The sequence below is a fragment of the Neisseria sp. GT4A_CT1 genome (genome assembly GCF_000227275.1).
In the GTDB taxonomy this organism is placed as follows: Bacteria; Pseudomonadota; Gammaproteobacteria; order Burkholderiales; family Neisseriaceae; genus Neisseria.
Window position 1 is genome coordinate 9,680 of the sequence record NZ_JH164972.1, and the last position, 16,014, is coordinate 25,693.

Annotated in this window: 15 protein-coding genes and 1 tRNA gene; 5 read left to right on the plus strand and 11 right to left on the minus strand. The window is 47.6% G+C overall.

Annotated elements, in window-relative coordinates; translation table 11 throughout:
* The 9 genes from obgE to rlmD all read right to left on the minus strand — a co-directional run.
* A partial coding sequence (gene obgE / locus HMPREF1028_RS12350; RefSeq protein ID WP_009313119.1) for a GTPase ObgE occupies window positions 1-1,028 on the minus strand: 1,028 nt, incomplete at its 3' end.
* Window positions 1,029-1,223: 195 nt separating this feature from the next.
* A complete protein-coding gene (locus HMPREF1028_RS12355; RefSeq protein ID WP_003760389.1) occupies window positions 1,224-1,922 on the minus strand; it encodes a thiol:disulfide interchange protein DsbA/DsbL in 699 nt (232 codons plus the stop codon).
* Window positions 1,923-2,403: 481 nt separating this feature from the next.
* Window positions 2,404-2,479: transfer RNA gene (locus HMPREF1028_RS12360), tRNA-Asn, on the minus strand.
* A gap of 87 nt (window positions 2,480-2,566) precedes the next feature.
* Window positions 2,567-2,926: a roadblock/LC7 domain-containing protein gene (locus HMPREF1028_RS12365; protein WP_003760395.1), complete on the minus strand. Its 360-nt coding sequence runs from the start codon at window positions 2,924-2,926 to the stop codon at window positions 2,567-2,569.
* Window positions 2,927-2,956: 30 nt separating this feature from the next.
* Window positions 2,957-3,610 carry a hypothetical protein gene (locus tag HMPREF1028_RS12370; RefSeq protein ID WP_009313121.1) on the minus strand — a complete coding sequence of 218 codons (654 nt, stop codon included), beginning with the start codon at window positions 3,608-3,610 and terminating at the stop codon, window positions 2,957-2,959.
* 1 nt (window position 3,611) lies between these two features.
* Window positions 3,612-4,148 carry an ATP/GTP-binding protein gene (locus HMPREF1028_RS12375; RefSeq protein WP_003760398.1) on the minus strand — a complete coding sequence of 179 codons (537 nt, stop codon included), beginning with the start codon at window positions 4,146-4,148 and terminating at the stop codon, window positions 3,612-3,614.
* Window positions 4,149-4,160: 12 nt separating this feature from the next.
* Window positions 4,161-5,261: an alpha-glucan phosphorylase gene (locus tag HMPREF1028_RS12380; protein ID WP_036529798.1), complete on the minus strand. Its 1,101-nt coding sequence runs from the start codon at window positions 5,259-5,261 to the stop codon at window positions 4,161-4,163.
* 20 nt (window positions 5,262-5,281) lie between these two features.
* Window positions 5,282-6,793 carry a hypothetical protein gene (locus HMPREF1028_RS12385; protein ID WP_009313123.1) on the minus strand — a complete coding sequence of 504 codons (1,512 nt, stop codon included), beginning with the start codon at window positions 6,791-6,793 and terminating at the stop codon, window positions 5,282-5,284.
* A 104-nt stretch (window positions 6,794-6,897) separates the two neighbouring features.
* A complete protein-coding gene (rlmD, locus tag HMPREF1028_RS12390) occupies window positions 6,898-8,229 on the minus strand; it encodes a 23S rRNA (uracil(1939)-C(5))-methyltransferase RlmD (RefSeq protein WP_009313124.1) in 1,332 nt (443 codons plus the stop codon).
* Between the two features lie 164 nt (window positions 8,230-8,393).
* On the opposite strand from rlmD, the gene HMPREF1028_RS12395 reads away from it, so the two are divergent.
* Window positions 8,394-9,386: a L,D-transpeptidase gene (locus HMPREF1028_RS12395; protein WP_009313125.1), complete on the plus strand. Its 993-nt coding sequence runs from the start codon at window positions 8,394-8,396 to the stop codon at window positions 9,384-9,386.
* Window positions 9,387-9,812: 426 nt separating this feature from the next.
* On the opposite strand, the gene HMPREF1028_RS12400 is transcribed toward HMPREF1028_RS12395, so the two are convergent.
* Window positions 9,813-10,607: a 3'-5' exonuclease gene (locus tag HMPREF1028_RS12400; RefSeq protein WP_003744040.1), complete on the minus strand. Its 795-nt coding sequence runs from the start codon at window positions 10,605-10,607 to the stop codon at window positions 9,813-9,815.
* A 188-nt stretch (window positions 10,608-10,795) separates the two neighbouring features.
* Here HMPREF1028_RS12400 and glyQ point away from each other — a divergent pair, with 188 nt between their 5' ends.
* Together glyQ and HMPREF1028_RS12410 are read left to right on the plus strand one after the other, a co-directional pair.
* Window positions 10,796-11,698: a glycine--tRNA ligase subunit alpha gene (glyQ, locus tag HMPREF1028_RS12405; protein ID WP_003766631.1), complete on the plus strand. Its 903-nt coding sequence runs from the start codon at window positions 10,796-10,798 to the stop codon at window positions 11,696-11,698.
* Between the two features lie 11 nt (window positions 11,699-11,709).
* Window positions 11,710-12,516 (plus strand): RsiV family protein, encoded by an 807-nt coding sequence (locus tag HMPREF1028_RS12410; protein ID WP_009313127.1) that lies wholly within the window; start codon window positions 11,710-11,712, stop codon window positions 12,514-12,516.
* A 266-nt stretch (window positions 12,517-12,782) separates the two neighbouring features.
* Here the strand turns inward: HMPREF1028_RS12410 and HMPREF1028_RS12415 are convergent, their stop codons facing one another.
* Window positions 12,783-14,195, minus strand: coding sequence for a PepSY domain-containing protein (locus tag HMPREF1028_RS12415; RefSeq protein WP_009313128.1), 1,413 nt, complete (start codon window positions 14,193-14,195; stop codon window positions 12,783-12,785).
* A 554-nt stretch (window positions 14,196-14,749) separates the two neighbouring features.
* Here HMPREF1028_RS12415 and HMPREF1028_RS12420 point away from each other — a divergent pair.
* On the plus strand, window positions 14,750-15,784 hold the full coding sequence (locus HMPREF1028_RS12420; protein WP_009313129.1) for a T6SS immunity protein Tli4 family protein: 1,035 nt from the start codon (window positions 14,750-14,752) through the stop codon (window positions 15,782-15,784).
* A gap of 88 nt (window positions 15,785-15,872) precedes the next feature.
* The coding region (locus HMPREF1028_RS14170) for an IS630 transposase-related protein (RefSeq protein WP_009313130.1) at window positions 15,873-16,014 on the plus strand (142 nt) is incomplete at its 3' end.

Genomic DNA, 16,014 nt, shown 5'->3' on the forward strand with positions numbered 1-16,014 from the left:
ATTTGGTGTACCAATTCCTGCGTGCCTTGGTGGGTCAGCGCGCTGATTTGGAAGAGGCGCGGGGTTTCCATGTCAAATTGGAAACGGTCGTCGGGTTTGGGGTAGTCCCAGCCGATGGCTTCTAGGAAAGCCGCAGTACGTTCTTGGGCTTCTTCTTCATCGAGCATGTCGAGTTTGTTCAGCACCAGCCAGCGCGGTTTGCCGTAGAGTTCTTCGTCGTATTTGCGCAATTCGTTGATGATGGCAAGGGCTTCCTCGGCGGGGTTGACGGTTTCGTCGAAGGGCGCTAAATCGACGACGTGCAGCAGCAGGCCGGTACGTGATAAGTGTTTGAGGAAGCGGTGTCCCAAGCCTGCGCCTTCTGCCGCGCCTTCAATCAGGCCGGGGATGTCTGCCATGACGAAGCTGTGGTTTTCGTCGATGCGCACGACGCCCAAGTTTGGATGCAGGGTGGTGAAGGGGTAGTTGGCGATTTTGGGGCGTGCGGCGGAGACGGCGGTAATCAGGGTGGATTTGCCGGCGTTGGGCATGCCTAATAAGCCGACATCGGCGAGGACTTTGAGTTCGAGTTGCAGGGAACGGGTTTCGCCTTCTTCGCCGGGCGTGGATTGTTTGGGCGCGCGGTTGACGGACGATTTGAAGTGGATGTTACCCAAGCCGCCTTTGCCGCCTTTGGCGAGACAGACGCGCTGGCCGTGGTGGGTGAGATCGGCGACGATTTCGTCGGTGTCGAGGTCGCGGATGAGGGTGCCAACAGGCATTTTGAGGACGATGTCGTCCGCCCCTGCGCCGTAGCGGTCGGAGCCGTGACCTTTTTCGCCGTTTTTGGCTTGGTAGCGTTTGACGAAGCGGTATTCGACGAGGGTGTTGGTGTTTTCGTCAGCTTCTGCCCACACGCTGCCGCCTTTGCCGCCGTCGCCACCGTCGGGACCGCCACGCGGTACGAATTTTTCGCGGCGGAAACTGGTTGCGCCATTACCGCCTTTGCCTGCGGCGACTTCGATTTTTGCTTCGTCGATGAATTTCATGGTGTTCTCTTGTATTTTGGGTTTCAGACGACCTTTTGTGTCGGAGGTCGTCTGAAAAAATGGGAATGGGGGATATTATAAGGGATATGGGGGATGTGCGCCCGTTTCTCTGTCCCGCTTGGTTTTTTGCCTGATGTTTTGTGAAAACAGCCGTCCTGAAATCGCGGTTTCGGACGGCTGTTTGCTTTTTTGGGATTATTTGGCAGTTTTTTGTTCTTCGCGTACTCTGTCTGCAAGCAGGTCTATGGTTTTCATACCGGATTCCCAGTCGGCAAATTCGACTTTGTATTTGCCGCCAACAATGACGGTGGGCGTGCCGTCAATTTTGTAGGTGTTAGTCAGCTCTGCCATTTTGTCTGCGCGGGTTTGGCTTTCGGGGGATTCGTAGGCGGCGAGGACTTTTTTGCCGTCAAAAGCGGTTTGCTCGTTCAACCATTTTTTGAGAGTTTCAGGGTCTTGCAGTTTGACTTTCTGATTAACCATAGCATCAAAGATATGGCTGTTTGCAATGTCTTTGGTGTCTGCGACCGCCATATCGACGGCGGCAGCAAGGCGCGCCAACGGTTTCATCTCATCGCCCCAAACAACGTGTTCAGTACGAAGGTAGGTGTCGTCTTTGAAGGTTTTGACGTGTTTGCTCAAAACGGGTTCGAGGTGGGCGCAGTGTGGACAGAAGTAGCCGAAAAATTCGAGGACTTCGACTTTACCTGCCTGCTGTTGGGGAATAGGCGTGCTGAGTGTGGTGTAGTTAAGCCCCTCAACTAAAGCGACAGGCGCAGCGGAGGCTGCTGAAGCCGCAGGCGCACTGTCGGCGGGGACGCTGGTTTGGACTTTGTTGTCGCAGGCGGTCAGGGCCAGCAGAGCAGCAGCAAGGGTAAGGGTTTTCAGTTTCATGTTTACTCCGTGATTTTCAGTCTAATATGGGATTTTATTGTATTTTTACAGTTTGATATATGGTTTGATGCGAAAAAGACGGTTTCATATGAAGAAAGGATGGTTTCAGACGACCTTTGAAAAATAGGGATTTAGTGCAAATTTACCGTCTGCAGGTACTGGCTTTCAGTATTTTTAAACTGAGAATCTTGAGCAAAAGTATCAAACTGCGAATAGTTTGAAGAAATCGGCGGATTCGGATTTGAAGTGCAACACTTGCCGCATACTGGCCTTTTTCTGTTATGGAAAGTTGCACTTCAAATTCGAATCCAAGGTCGTCTGAAAATCCGTCCATGCATTGCTACTATTTGTAAGATGCAATAGGTTTGCGCTTTTATGACAACAATTCAATTCCACGAAACAACTGAATAAAGAAAATATCAATACAACCTACTTTATAAAAAAGCCTGAACATATTTTCGATGTTCAGGCTTTTGATATTTGGCTCCCCGACCTGGGCTCGAACCAGGGACCTGCGGATTAACAGTCCGTCGCTCTACCGACTGAGCTATCGGGGAATTAGAAGGGGGAATTCTATCTTAAAAAAAACAAGAAGTCAAGAATTAATCCCCTATTATCATTAATGATATGATTTATATGCGGTTTTATAAAATTTCTGCAATATGTTTAGCAGCACGTTTAGCATCCAGCAAGATCAAACCCAGCTTACCGCTTTCCTTCGCCATCAGTGCCAATACTGCATTATCACCTGCTTGACTCAACAGAATATAACCTGTTTTACCTTTGACCATCACTTGATCCAACTCACCACATGCCAGCTCATGCACTGAACGGTTGCCCAATGCCAACAATGTTGCAGACATAGCACCAACTCTGTCCGCATTCAAATGTGATGGAAGCATTGTAGCAATTGGCAAACCATCAGTCGATATTACAGCTGAAGCTGTAATATCGGGAGAAGTATTATTTAAATCACTCAACACAGAGATTAATAATTGTTGCATATTTATTCCATTCTCAAATTATAACTTTAGTTATATAGTTTGCTGGCGGCTACCATATCTGTGGTACAACACTTTAACCAGTGTCACAAACGCCTCTTTATTTAAGTCAGGCATACCACCTATAACTAGAATCAGCTTAGTTTCACCAATATACAATGGGAAAAATGTTAACTCGCTCTGACCAGAAGGATCACAAATCCCCCATGCACTATTATTGATATGCAAATTGTTACGAATCAGCAGACGATGACCATCTTCCATCTTAGCCACTTCGCTTGCCAACAGGCCCAACTCTTCAGCAGCTTCATGATGAAAATTAGCATTGGCAAAATACAGGCCATTCTCATCAGCCAGCAAAGCTTTACCTGAATTAGACAACTGCTCTAACAATTCCGGTAACTGCTCATCTGTTAAATGAATATCTTCGTTACTAATATTTTCATCACCATATAAAAACTCTAAACGTTGCAAACGGTACAACAAGTTTAAAGCCGTATTGATATCACTAGTATCAGCCCAAGCTAGAATTTTTTCGCTACTAATGACCTCTGACGGGTTTGCACGCAATAAGCTATATAGCAATGTTCTACTTGCGCTTGGTGTATCGCTGGTTACTGCATAATAAGCACCAGCAGGTGTAATTCTGGGATATAAATTTGATTGCAAAGAAAGTGTTGATTCCATTTTATACCTCTAAACCCGGATCAATTGAGAACAACATTGCGCTAACCAATTGTTTGACATCATCTTCTCTACGAGCATCAATCTCAAAAACCGGTACATTAAAATTATTTTGTGCTAAATATTTCTGATATACATCAACGCTTGGCAATGAACGAATATCCATTTTGGTAACGCCTACTACTAATGGCGCTGTTTTCAATAATTCTCGGAATGCTTCCAAGAAGAATTGCAAATCCTTCAATGGGTTTGTTCGTGTATTATCCAAAAGCAATACCAATCCCATACTACCCTGGCTTAGAATTTCCCACATAAAGTTAAAACGTTCTTGCCCCGGTGTACCATATAAATGAACTTTGACTTCTTCATCCAAATGGATCACACCATAATCCATTGCTACGGTGGTATACCCCTTACGAACCAGCGTCATATCTGATGCAGATGCATCTGTTTGTACAGGCGGCTCATCTGATAACGCAGAAATTGCTGTTGTTTTACCTACTCCAACCGGACCGGTAAAGATAATTTTATTTTCTTTCATTACATGTCCTTTTTAGCGTTTTCCCAATAATTTACGCATTAAGCGCTGTAACAAACCGCGTGGCTGCTCTTGCGAAGGACCTGCCACTTTTTCTGCATCCTTAACCATCTGACTATCAGGCACATCGCTATTAACACTAATATGTTCAGAAATATTGGCATGCTGATTAGCTTGATTCGGAGCATATTCGCTATCCGTTGCCAAAAAGCCTGTTACAGAGGTTGCCGCCAAATAATTCAAGATATCCGGCATTTCCAAAGGCATAACTTTATAGAGGATATTTAAGTTGACTGATGTTTTAGTTAAAAACGCAGATAACCTCATAGACTCTGGAACCGGAGCAAGCCTGGTCAAATTAGGCCAACGCTTTAAAGTGAAAATCGTTTGAGGAGTCATCGGATAAATCAATCTTCCCTGAGCAGTCCAAATTGCCATCTGCCACAAACAAGACATAATCGTTACTTTGGCTTTTTCTTTCCACTGGGGATTATCCGGCACGACTTTGCATACAACAGATAAATTGTCATTCTTACAAAGCCCTTCTAACTCATGGGCGTTGACTGTCAGCAATACCCTTTGAATACTTGGGAAAACGATTAATACCGGTTTACCCTCATGTAAAACGGCAATATCCTGATGGCCTTGACTGGCAAACTTCAAGGCACCAAGCAATCCTTTATTCGGATTAAAGCGACGAATAGTAGCCTTTCTACTTTCGTTACCGTTTTGCGCTCCTTCTTGTACTTCTGCCTTTTGAGCCGAAGCATCAAAAATATTCCCGCCCTGCGCCAAACTTCTCAAAATCGGGAATAAGGTATCGAATTTAACCGGCTTAGCCAAATACGGCGTTGTAACAGATGGCTCTTGCGAACAAAACATCGCAATAGGAATATCAGGGTATTTGATTTTAAGCGTTTTCCAAGTTTCAATGCCCTCAGCAGTATCAGTATCTACCAATACTAAATCTGGTATTTCATCTGAATCTGAGTCAAGAATCTGATAGTTCGTCGTATTGTGCATTTTAAAGGCCATACGGAAAACGGCTTCTTGCTGCTCGCTCATATCGCGCAGCATAATCCGTATGGTTTTGATTTTAGGTAACAGATTATCCATCATGGTACTCTCTAATTATTTTATTTTTTTGAATGTTGATTTACATGTTGCAGCAAACGGCTCATTGCCAATACCACTTCTTCCGGAAGGCTGACAACGCGTTCACGCAATAAGCGCAAGAATTGTTCCAGACGCGCCCAATCCTCTACTCTTTCGTAAAGATCGAACAGCATCACATACAATTGAGATTCTTGCGGGTACTGTAAAACAGCTTGTTCCAAAGTACCTATGGCCAAATCCAACTGACCGTACATCAGTAAAGATTCAACTTCTTTCAGTGCTTCATCTGCAGGAGAGGTGTTGACGCTAATGATAGAAGAATCTTTTTGTACCAGTTCGCGATATTTAGCTTTCATTTGAAGAGAAGTAGGTCGGATATAACCCCTTTCCAAACCAATTTCTCTGATTTTATTTTCGTTAGGTCCTTTCTCCAAATCATCAAATACTTCATGATAACCAAGGCTATATCCCCAACCCAGCATGCGTTCTTTCACTTGGCGGCCATACTGACCCAATGAGTGGTACAACTTCCACAAGTGTTTAGCAAACTGACTGATTTCTTCATGCTGATAGTCAAGTTTTAATGCATCGATGATAAGGCTTGCCGGCTTAGAAGAGCTTTGAATGGCACGGTTATATTGTTGAACGGCAGTTTCATAGCCTACTTTATCTTTTAAGATTTTGGCACTTTGTTCAGGTTTAACAAATCCGATAACGGCTCCCATTTCTTCCGGAGTAATATCGGTAAACTCTTTCTTGCCCAATACGATAGCAGCGCGTTTGGAAACGCCAGGGGCGTGATTAGCGCCTGCATTGTCATTAGTCATCGCAGGAGCGGATGTCGAAGCCTCTTCCAAATCAGGTTGCTCTCCGATTTGGCGCTCGATTTCCTGCATGCTCCATCCCAAACGGTTTTCTGCCAATACGCGTAACGGCAAATGCGTCTGATCGGACATCAAGCCGGCTTTAACGTACTCAGCCAGACTTTCTTCAGACAAGACAGAGCCATGACGCTCCAAGGCGTCTGTCAGCATATCGATATTGCCAACACGCAGACTCAGCCCGACAAGCTCATGTACTAATTTTTCAGGAGCCCCATCGTTTAGGCCATTCAAATAACCCGCCAAAGATTCGGCAGCCTTACTCTCATAACCAAATTGCTTATATACTTGATATTCCGTCAGTGGGTCGACTTCTTGTGCAGATACAGACGTAGTTGAACCGGCAGAACCACTGCCTCCCCATTCCCAATCTTGTTGATCCGGATCGGAAACGGATTGATTGACCTGATCAACCCAATCTGGACTTCCCCCTTCAATACTTTCTTGATTTGGGTGATGGTTTTTTTTGGATGATGCTTTAGCTGCTTTTGTCGTCTTTTTAGTTTTAGCTGTGCCCTTCTGTTTATAAAAAATAAACAGCAGCACCATAAACAAAAGCACTAGCAATATGATTAAAAGTGGATTTTTCAAGAACACCTCCCGATACTGTGGTGCGGCAAATAAAACTACATATATTTTGATGTCCGGCATTTATGGAAACAGCCGAATCATCTATTCCCCAATTGAATTATGATAACATGATTCAACCAATAATTACATTAAAAACCATTTGTCAGACACTCCCACTATCGGATTTACAACTCAAACACGCCGATGGATTCGACATGAGAAGTTTGTGCAAACATATTCATAATGCCTGCAGATTTGAAGTTGTAACCCTTATTTACCAATACTTCCGCGTCACGTGCAAAGGTTGAAGGATTACATGAAACATATACGATTTTTTTCGGCAGGTATGGTGTATGTAGCGATTTGACAACAGCATAAGCACCACTCCTGGGCGGATCGAGCAACATTTTGTCGAATACCCCCCATGAGACTACCGTCTGCTCATCTGTCTCAAACAAATCTGCCACCTCAAACGACGCATATTTTACACAACTGTTTCGAAGAGCGTTTTGCCTGGCACGCAAAACAAGGGAATCCAATCCCTCAATACCCGTTACTGACGCACCGCTCTTTGCCATAGGAAGGCTGAAATTACCCAACCCGCAAAACAAATCTGCCACCCTGTCATTAGGCTGTATATCCAACAGGCGCAAAGCCCTGCTGATCATTACAGCATTCAAGTCCGCATTAATCTGCGTAAAATCACCCGGCTGATAAGGCATCTCTATCGAAAATTCAGGCAAACCGTATTTCAATTCGGGCAAATCTTTAGGGTACAGTGCAGTTGACGGCTCGCGCCCATATTGAAACCAAACCTGCCAAACTTGCTTTACCCCACCTGATATCTTATCAAACCATGTCTCAATTTGCTTCAAAGAGTAGCCAGACGGTTTTTTTATGAAACAAATGTTCAAAACAACCAATGCACGGCTATTAAAAAACTCTACAAATCGGACTGCCGCCCCGCCATCAGTCAGTGTTTGCAACAACAATTTCACCATAGGTAAAACATCTGAAATATGCTTAGGCAACACCTGACATGTTTCAATATCGACCACTTCATTCGTTTTTTTCGCCTGAAAACCCATTTTCAGACGACCCTTCTTATCGACTGAGACACTCAACCGTGCCCTATCCCGATAATGCCAAGCCGAACCATAAATAGGCGGAAGAATCTGTTCCGGTCTGACTCTGCCGATACGCTCGAGCTGTTCTTCCAAAATACGTTGCTTCAATGCAACTTGAGCGGTTGGAGACACATGTTGCAACGAGCAACCGCCACATGTCTCATAATAACCACACGCAGGTCGGACTCGTTCAACCGACTCTTTTAATACTTCTACTGTCTCTGCTTCGCTGAACTGTTTCTTCTCCCTCAGCACCCGAAACGACACTTTCTCAGTAGGCAGCGCACCTTTAATAAAGACAGTTTTGCCATGTACTCTGGCAACGCCGCGCCCCTCATAATCCAAAGAAAAAACATCAGCCACGCCGTCAAAACATTTCGTATCAGCCATCACTTATCCACTCGACACCCGGTTTATCTTTTCAGACGACCCCAATCCATGCCTGCCACTCAAACCGGCAAGCAACCGAAAGGGCATATTTTCGCACAAAAAAATACAGATTCAGGTATGATTTCCCAAAATCTTCTTTTCATTTATTACAAGTATTACGACACATGAAAAAAACCATTTTCGGCCTGACCGCTGCCTTCTTCGTTACCGCCGCCTCAGCCAACACACCCATCCCGGACGTCTCTCCCGTTTCCGAAGGTCAGCACGTCGTCATCAATATTCCGCAACAACGCTTATTCTTATATACAGACGGCAAACTGACCAAAATCTATCCTGTCGCCGTCGGCAAGGCCATGACCCAAACCACATTGGGCGAACACAAAATCGGTGCAAAAGCCTTCAATCCGACTTGGCACATCCCTAAATCCATCCAAAAAGAACGTGGCGACGGCGTCAAAAGCGTACCAGCAGGCCCTAACAATCCGCTCGGTCCTGTTTTTGTCCGTCTCGGTGATCCCAAACTCGGTTTAGGCATTCATGGCACTAATGCCCCTGCCAGCGTACCGGGCGTCCGCAGTCACGGCTGCGTTCGCATGAAGTCTCCGGATGCACTGGAATTTGCTAAAACAATCGCCTCCGGCGCTCCCGCCTCCGTCATCTACCAAATGGCCAGCCTCAACGAAGATGCCAACCAAAACCTTTGGCTGGCTGCATACCAAGACCCATACGGCAAAAAAAATCTGGATACTGCCGTCTTGAAGAAAAGTATTGCCGCTTGGGCAAAAGCACACGGTAAAACCATTAATCCGGCTAAAGTAGACGCTATTTTAAAAAACCGCACCGGTGCCGCTAACTGTCTGACCTGTGCCAAAGGCGTCAAACTCAAAACCCCGTTGAAATCACTCGCCTGGACGAGCGGCTCCAGCGCTTTCAGCAAACCTAAAATTGCGCCTAAGCCTGCTCCGGTCAAAGATGTGGTTCTGCCTAAAGGTACTGAAATCGAAGTCGAAGCTGACGATACACCCGCTTCCGCACCAAACCAAAGCGTTCGTCCTGAAGCAAATCCGGCAAAACTGTACAACGCCCCCGCCAGCACGCCGAGCTATCCGAAATATGACATCCCCGAAGGCAGCGAGCCGACAGGAGTGTTGTTCTAAAAACAAAGGAATTTTCCGAATGCAAAGGTCGTCTGAAATTCAGCTCCCTAACAATATAGGAGCCGACAAATTTCAGACGACCTTTTTCATCCAATATCGTTCACATCCTTACAATCAAACCACCCGCGCTCCCTTTTTTCCCAACAACCGCTTTACCAAACTAAATGCCAACTGCTTTTCAGTATCAGGAAAACAATCCAGCCCGATACACCGCTATTGTATAGTGGATTAACTTTAAATCAGGACAAAGCGACGAAGCCGCAGACAGTACAGATAGTACGGAACCGATTCACTTGGTGCTTCAGCACCTTAGAGAATCGTTCTCTTTGAGCTAAGGCGAGGCAACGGCGTAATGGTTTAAAGTTAATCCACTATAAATTAGCGGCTTTCCGCCCATCGTCAGGGCTTTAGGAAATCACCGCGTTATTAACGCCACGCGGCGACAAACTCATTCCAATGCTGCTTGTCCTGAGCCTGTCCGGTCAGGTAATGCTTCAGCCGTTTGACTTCCACTTCATACTCGTCCGCATCCAAAGCGCCGCTCATCAGGCGGAAGCGTAGGAACATTAAATAAGTGTTTGCCGCATCGGTTTCGCAATAATCGCGGATGTCTTTCAGACGACCTGCGTGGAACGCCTCCCAAACTTTGCTGCCATCCATGCCCAGTTTGCCGGGGAAGCCGCAAAGTTTCGCCATATCGTCCAGCGGCACATTGGCACGCGGCTGGTACAGGGCGAGCAGATCCATCAGGTCGCAATGGCGGTTGTGGTAGCGGCTGATGTAGTTGTTCCACTTGAAATCACGGCTGTCGCCGAAATCGCCCTCGCCCATGTCCCAATAACGCGCCGCTGCAATGCCGTGTATCAGCGCGCGGTAATGCAGGACGGGAAGGTCGAAGCCGCCGCCGTTCCAACTGACCAATTGCGGCGTATGGCTTTCGATAAGGTCGAAAAACTTGGCGATCATTTCCTCTTCGCTGTCGTGCATTTCGCCTATGGTGCCGACGTGGATTTTGTCCTGCCCCCAGCGCATACAGCAGGAAATGGCGACTACTTGGTGTAAGTGGTGCTGCATAAAGTCAGAGCCGTTTTGGGCGCGGCGTTTCTGCTGGGCAAACAAGACCACCTCGTCGTCCGGCAAAGAGGCAGGCAGGTCGTACAACAGGCGGATGCCGTTCACATCAGGCACGGTTTCAATATCGAAAGCCAAAATCGGGGTCATGGGTGACTCCTCAAATTGAATCAAAACAGATTAAAACAGACAACAGGATAACGGCATTGTGGCATGTTTCCGCATTTATTGACAGTCAAATCACACCGCCGCCCCACCATTCCATCTGCCTGTACACCTACCCAAAACACCGTCAAAACAGTAAAATCCCCCTTTTATCCCAATCCGAAACATAAGCCATGCTCACCTTCCAACAAATCATCTTCAAACTGCAAACATTCTGGGCAGACAAAGGCTGCACCGTCATCCAACCTTTCGACATGGAAGTCGGCGCCGGTACTTCCCACCCCGCCACCTGCCTGCGCGCGCTCGGTCCCGAGCCTTGGTTTGCCGCCTACGTCCAACCCAGCCGCCGCCCCAAAGACGGCCGCTACGGCGACAATCCCAACCGCCTACAACACTATTACCAATTCCAAGTCGCCCTCAAACCCGCGCCCGCCAATATCCAAGACCTCTATCTCGATTCCCTGCGCGAATTGGGCATCGACCCCAAAGTCCACGACATCCGTTTCGTTGAAGACGACTGGGAAAACCCCACCCTCGGTGCATGGGGCTTGGGCTGGGAAGTCTGGCTCAACGGCATGGAAGTGACCCAGTTCACCTACTTCCAACAAGTCGGCGGTATCGACTGCACGCCTGTACTCGGCGAAATCACCTACGGCATCGAACGCTTGGCGATGTACCTGCAAGGCGTAGAAAACGTCTATGACCTCGTTTGGGCAAAAACGCTCGACGGCAACACCGTCACCTACGGCGACGTGTACCACCAAAACGAAGTCGAACAATCCACCTACAACTTCGAATACAGCGATGCCGACTGGCTGCTGCGCCAATTCAACGACTACGAAGCGCAAGCCAAACGCCTGCTCGCCGAAGAAAACGCCAGCCTCTCCCTGCCCGCCTACGAGCTGGTCCTCAAAGCCGGACACACCTTCAACCTCTTAGACGCACGCGGCGCCATTTCTGTGACCGAACGCGCCACCTACATCGGCCGCATCCGCGCCCTCAGCCGCACCGTGGCGCAGAAATACGTCGAAAGCCGCGAAGCATTGGGCTTCCCTTTAATTAAATCAAAATCCTAATAGGTGTTGATATGTTCCGCAAAACGCTTGCTGCCGCAACACTGGCCCTCGTTTTTTCTGCAACTGCTCAGGCTGCGCCTTTATCGTTTAAAGACAAAATATTGGAAGCCAAATCCTGTTCCGGCAAAAACAGTGAAGGCAAACCCCTTTGCCATCAACTTACTGTCGGCTATCCGATTACCGGCGATAAACATTTGGATGACTGGGTCAGAAAACAAATGGGGGGCAAACTGCCTACGCAGAAATCGGTTCAGACGACCTTAATACGCGACAAAGACGTAAAGGAGACCAATCGGGAAAATAGGAAACTCGGCAAAGATGATGGCTCTCCTTGTGCGTTGGACTATGTGGATACGTTAGAACTAGAAGGCTATACGCCCAACTATGCCGTTTTCGGACAAGAAGACTGGGAATATACCTGTGGCGCACACGGAAACGGCGTGCACACGCTGATGGTGTTGAAACGCGGCATTGCCAATCCGAAGCCGCTTAAATTGGATGATATCCTGTTGCCCGGACAAAAAGCAAAGCTGACGCATCTGATTAAAGAAGCCTATGTCAAATACCTGAAGGAAAATAGTGATGACACCGAAGAAGAAGCACGTGATTACATTAGTGGATACAATAGTGACAAATTTTCCGCTACGGAAAACTGGCGTTTCGATAAAAACGGCTTGACTTTCCTGTATCAAAGTTACGAAATCGGGGCATATGTTTTAGGCAGACCTGAGTTTACTATCCCCACTAAGGATTTACAGGGAATTGTGAAACCTGAAATCTTGAAGGAAACGGAGCATTTCATACAACCTAAAAAATAATTTAGGAACCGGTGCAGATTATCTCCCCTTAGCTTCTGACCGATTCAAGTATAGTGGATTAACTTTAAACCAGTACGGCGTTGCCTTGCCGTACTATCTGTACTGTCTGCGGCTTCGTCGCCTTGTCCTGATTTAAATTTAATCCACTATATTTGCAGTTAATCGTCAAAAAAGGTCGTCTGAAAACCTAATTTGGTTTTCAGACGACCTTTCAATTTTGGCAAATCAAGCCTGACGGCTTATCGTTTGCCACACGCCGTAAGCGTTTATTTGAACCACCGCGACAGCGCCGGAATCCGCGACAGCAAAGCCGTATCCAAAATCCAAATCACGGCGATGGCGGCGATGGCGGTCGGGAACAACACTGCTACGATCAAAAGCGGCACAGCCATTGCCCACCATACCGGCAGCTCGATTTTCTGCGCCGGAGGAACCAGTCCGCCCGCTTTGGACGGGCGGCGTTTCCACCACATCACGCAGCCGCTGACGCAGATGAAAATCACCGCCAGGCAGAACAAGACGTTCGCCAGCACGCTCCACCAGCCCAGCGTCCCCATGTGCAGCGCGATGCTGGCCGCCATGAATTTGCCGAAGAAGTTGTAATCATCGAAACGGATGTCGGCCAGGATTTTGCCGCTGTATTGGTCGATGTGCACCGTGCGGTCGGCGGTCGGGCTGACCATGTCGTAGCTCATCGAATCCTGCGACAGCGTCCACACGCCCGTTTCGCCTTTGGACAGGTTGAGCTGGTAGCGGCCTTTGAAACCGATTTCGCGGGCGAAGCGGTCAACCGTTTCCAAGGTCATCGGTTCGCTCGGATTGATGCCGTTTTCGCCCTTCGTCGTACCGGAAACAGGCATGGGCGTGAGTTCCAGAATCCACGGTACTTCTTTGGTTTTGCCGTCGTTCAACACATCGCCGTGGGTCGGCACGACGGATACGGGGTTCGGTTCGACCCCCCATTTGCCGGCGGGGAACTGGCTCCAAGACTGAACGAACTTACCGCCCCAAATGCCCGCCCAAGCAACACCAGACAGGCAGAACAGCAATAAAATCAAAGAAACCCAAGTGCCGAATGCGCCGTGCATGCTGCGCCACCACGAGCGTCCTTTGCCCGTTTGCGGCACAAGCATGGATTTCAGGCTGCGCTGTTTCGCCCACCACAAATAAATCCCCGTAATCATCATCAGGATGGTCAGCGACGCGGCGGTTTCTATCAGATAATCGCCCGCCGTGCCGAACATCATATCGCCGTGGATTCCATCCATCGTGTGATACCAGCCCTCATTGCGCGGCATGGAACTGACGACTTTTGCCGTGTAAGGATCGACGGCGACCATGGTCGCTTTGTCGTCGTTGTTCACGCGGAACACGGCAACCATATCGTCGGCGCGCGGCGCGATATATTGCACCACCGAAGCGGTTTCAGGGTTCACAGACTGCCGCGCCGCTTCCGCCTGCGCCGACAAAGGCTGCACCTGGGCCTGCGGGGTAACGTGTATGCGCTCGCCCTCTTTACCGGTGATGTTGGCGAATAGAAGCATGCCCAGACCTGTTACGGCAAGCAGGGTCAGAAAGGGCGCGACCAATAGCCCGAAATAAAAATGCCACCGCCACACGGTCAGGTAGCGGCGGTTGGCCTGTTGGTCGGGATGGAGAGTAGGTTTGGTTGTGTCCATAAATTCTCTCTTTTGTTTTGAGTGGATGGAGATAAAGCGCCAAGTTCCTGCCTTGCATTTTTATATTGGATTAACTTTAAACCAGTACGGCGTTGCCTCGCCTTGCCCTGATTTAAAGTTAATCCACTATATTCCAATCCACCGAGAAAAATAGCAATCGAAAAGACGCATCGCCGCCATTCTTCGCATAACGGTCTTAAATTGGATATTGGCAGATTCAGAATCAGATTGAACCTGACAACAATAATAGACCAGATGAACTAATACTTTATAAGTATAATCAATTTTTCGGATATTAACAATTTTTGAAAATAAAGCCGTAGTGAAAGACAATACCTCAGAAAGAGACCATCGAGAAGAAGAATAGTTTGAAATAAAGACAGGCTTATAACGGACTTTCACACAGCAAAAATCATCTCCAAGCCTCAAGTCCGCTCAAAAACACGCCAAATTTCCATCCATATCCAATAAATACCGCCAAACCCGTTTTATGACAAAGGTCGTCTGAATAAACTATACTTTCAGACGACCCCTATTCATCACGGAGCTTATCCATGTCCATCCGTCTGACCACGCTGTCTTTAATAGTTGCCGCCACAGCCTGCACGCCCACCGCTTCGCCATCGGCAGAAACTTCACCAACCGTCACCAAATCCGCCATCGATACCGCCTACTGGACCGCACAGCCCTATTGCAGCGGCCGCTATCAATTGCGCCTGCCGTCCCAACGCCATCACGGCAGTACATCCATTGATTACAATGGCTGGAGCGTGATGGTTATGTTTAACGATTGGGATAGGAATTTTAAGAATATTGATAGGTTTAAACGTAGTGGACAATTTGGAACCGATATTGTCGTCGATACCCGTACCCTGATTCCGGGACAGGCGATGATGCAGGTAATACGTAGCAACTTTCATTGGGAGCACAGTATTACAATAAAAGAAAAAGGCATGCCCTACGAAGCCTATTTGTATTTTAAACTGGCTGATAATGATGCCTATATCGTGCGTAGCTATTTCTACATCCCCGCCGAGAACGGTAAAGCCCCTGCCAACTGGAAAGCCCAAGAAAAAGAAGCGATAAACAGCATAGAGAAAAAATTCCGTCAAGATTTCATCAACGGTTTGAAGACAAGACAGGAGTTTGAAGTACCGAACCGACACGGAATTTGCCTGATAGGCGGTTTTATCGCGGACGACGGCAAAAAACCGTTTGAAGTTCATAGCACCGTCGAATTTGCCAAGCAACACGATATGAGTCTGGAAATCATGCACGGCGACGTGTTGAAAGCGGGCGAGCCGACGCTGCTGCAACGTAAGGTAAATCTGGGGAAAGGTGCAATGGTTAAAGCCTTAACCCGCACCATCCGCCAAGGCAAACGCACCATCAACGGCATGTCGGGTGAGGAAAAATTGGTGAAATGGGGCGGCAACAAATATATGTTCTTTTGGGAACGCGACGGCGGTAATCCGCGCATCATGATGCAGTTTGGCGCAGAAAGGAAAGACGGGACGAAGCGCAGCGAAGCCGAAGTCCTTGCGATTTGGGATACGGTTTTGCCGACTTTGAAACCTGTGAAGCAATAGCGATGGAAAGGTCGTCTGAAAATGCAGCTTCCATGGTATAGTCAATTAAAAACAAAATAGTACAATACTCAACTTTTAAGGTCTAACCATGGCATACTCTGCGGACTTAAGAAACAAAGCTTTAAACTTTTACGAACAATGCAAAAATATCAGCCAAACCGCAGCAACGTTTAACTTGTCAAGAAACACGCTTTACTTGTGGATTCGCCTTAAAAAACAACAGGCAGCCT

Coding starts and splice junctions, on each gene's coding strand:
- HMPREF1028_RS12355 (WP_003760389.1), bottom strand. CDS start 1,922: ATGAAACTGAAAACCCTTACCCTTGCTGCTGCTCTGCTGGCCCTGACC.
- HMPREF1028_RS12365 (WP_003760395.1), bottom strand. CDS start 2,926: ATGCAACAATTATTAATCTCTGTGTTGAGTGATTTAAATAATACTTCT.
- HMPREF1028_RS12370 (WP_009313121.1), bottom strand. CDS start 3,610: ATGGAATCAACACTTTCTTTGCAATCAAATTTATATCCCAGAATTACA.
- HMPREF1028_RS12375 (WP_003760398.1), bottom strand. CDS start 4,148: ATGAAAGAAAATAAAATTATCTTTACCGGTCCGGTTGGAGTAGGTAAA.
- HMPREF1028_RS12380 (WP_036529798.1), bottom strand. CDS start 5,261: ATGGATAATCTGTTACCTAAAATCAAAACCATACGGATTATGCTGCGC.
- HMPREF1028_RS12385 (WP_009313123.1), bottom strand. CDS start 6,793: ATGCCGGACATCAAAATATATGTAGTTTTATTTGCCGCACCACAGTAT.
- rlmD (WP_009313124.1), bottom strand. CDS start 8,229: ATGGCTGATACGAAATGTTTTGACGGCGTGGCTGATGTTTTTTCTTTG.
- HMPREF1028_RS12395 (WP_009313125.1), top strand. CDS start 8,394: ATGAAAAAAACCATTTTCGGCCTGACCGCTGCCTTCTTCGTTACCGCC.
- HMPREF1028_RS12400 (WP_003744040.1), bottom strand. CDS start 10,607: ATGACCCCGATTTTGGCTTTCGATATTGAAACCGTGCCTGATGTGAAC.
- glyQ (WP_003766631.1), top strand. CDS start 10,796: ATGCTCACCTTCCAACAAATCATCTTCAAACTGCAAACATTCTGGGCA.
- HMPREF1028_RS12410 (WP_009313127.1), top strand. CDS start 11,710: ATGTTCCGCAAAACGCTTGCTGCCGCAACACTGGCCCTCGTTTTTTCT.
- HMPREF1028_RS12415 (WP_009313128.1), bottom strand. CDS start 14,195: ATGGACACAACCAAACCTACTCTCCATCCCGACCAACAGGCCAACCGC.
- HMPREF1028_RS12420 (WP_009313129.1), top strand. CDS start 14,750: ATGTCCATCCGTCTGACCACGCTGTCTTTAATAGTTGCCGCCACAGCC.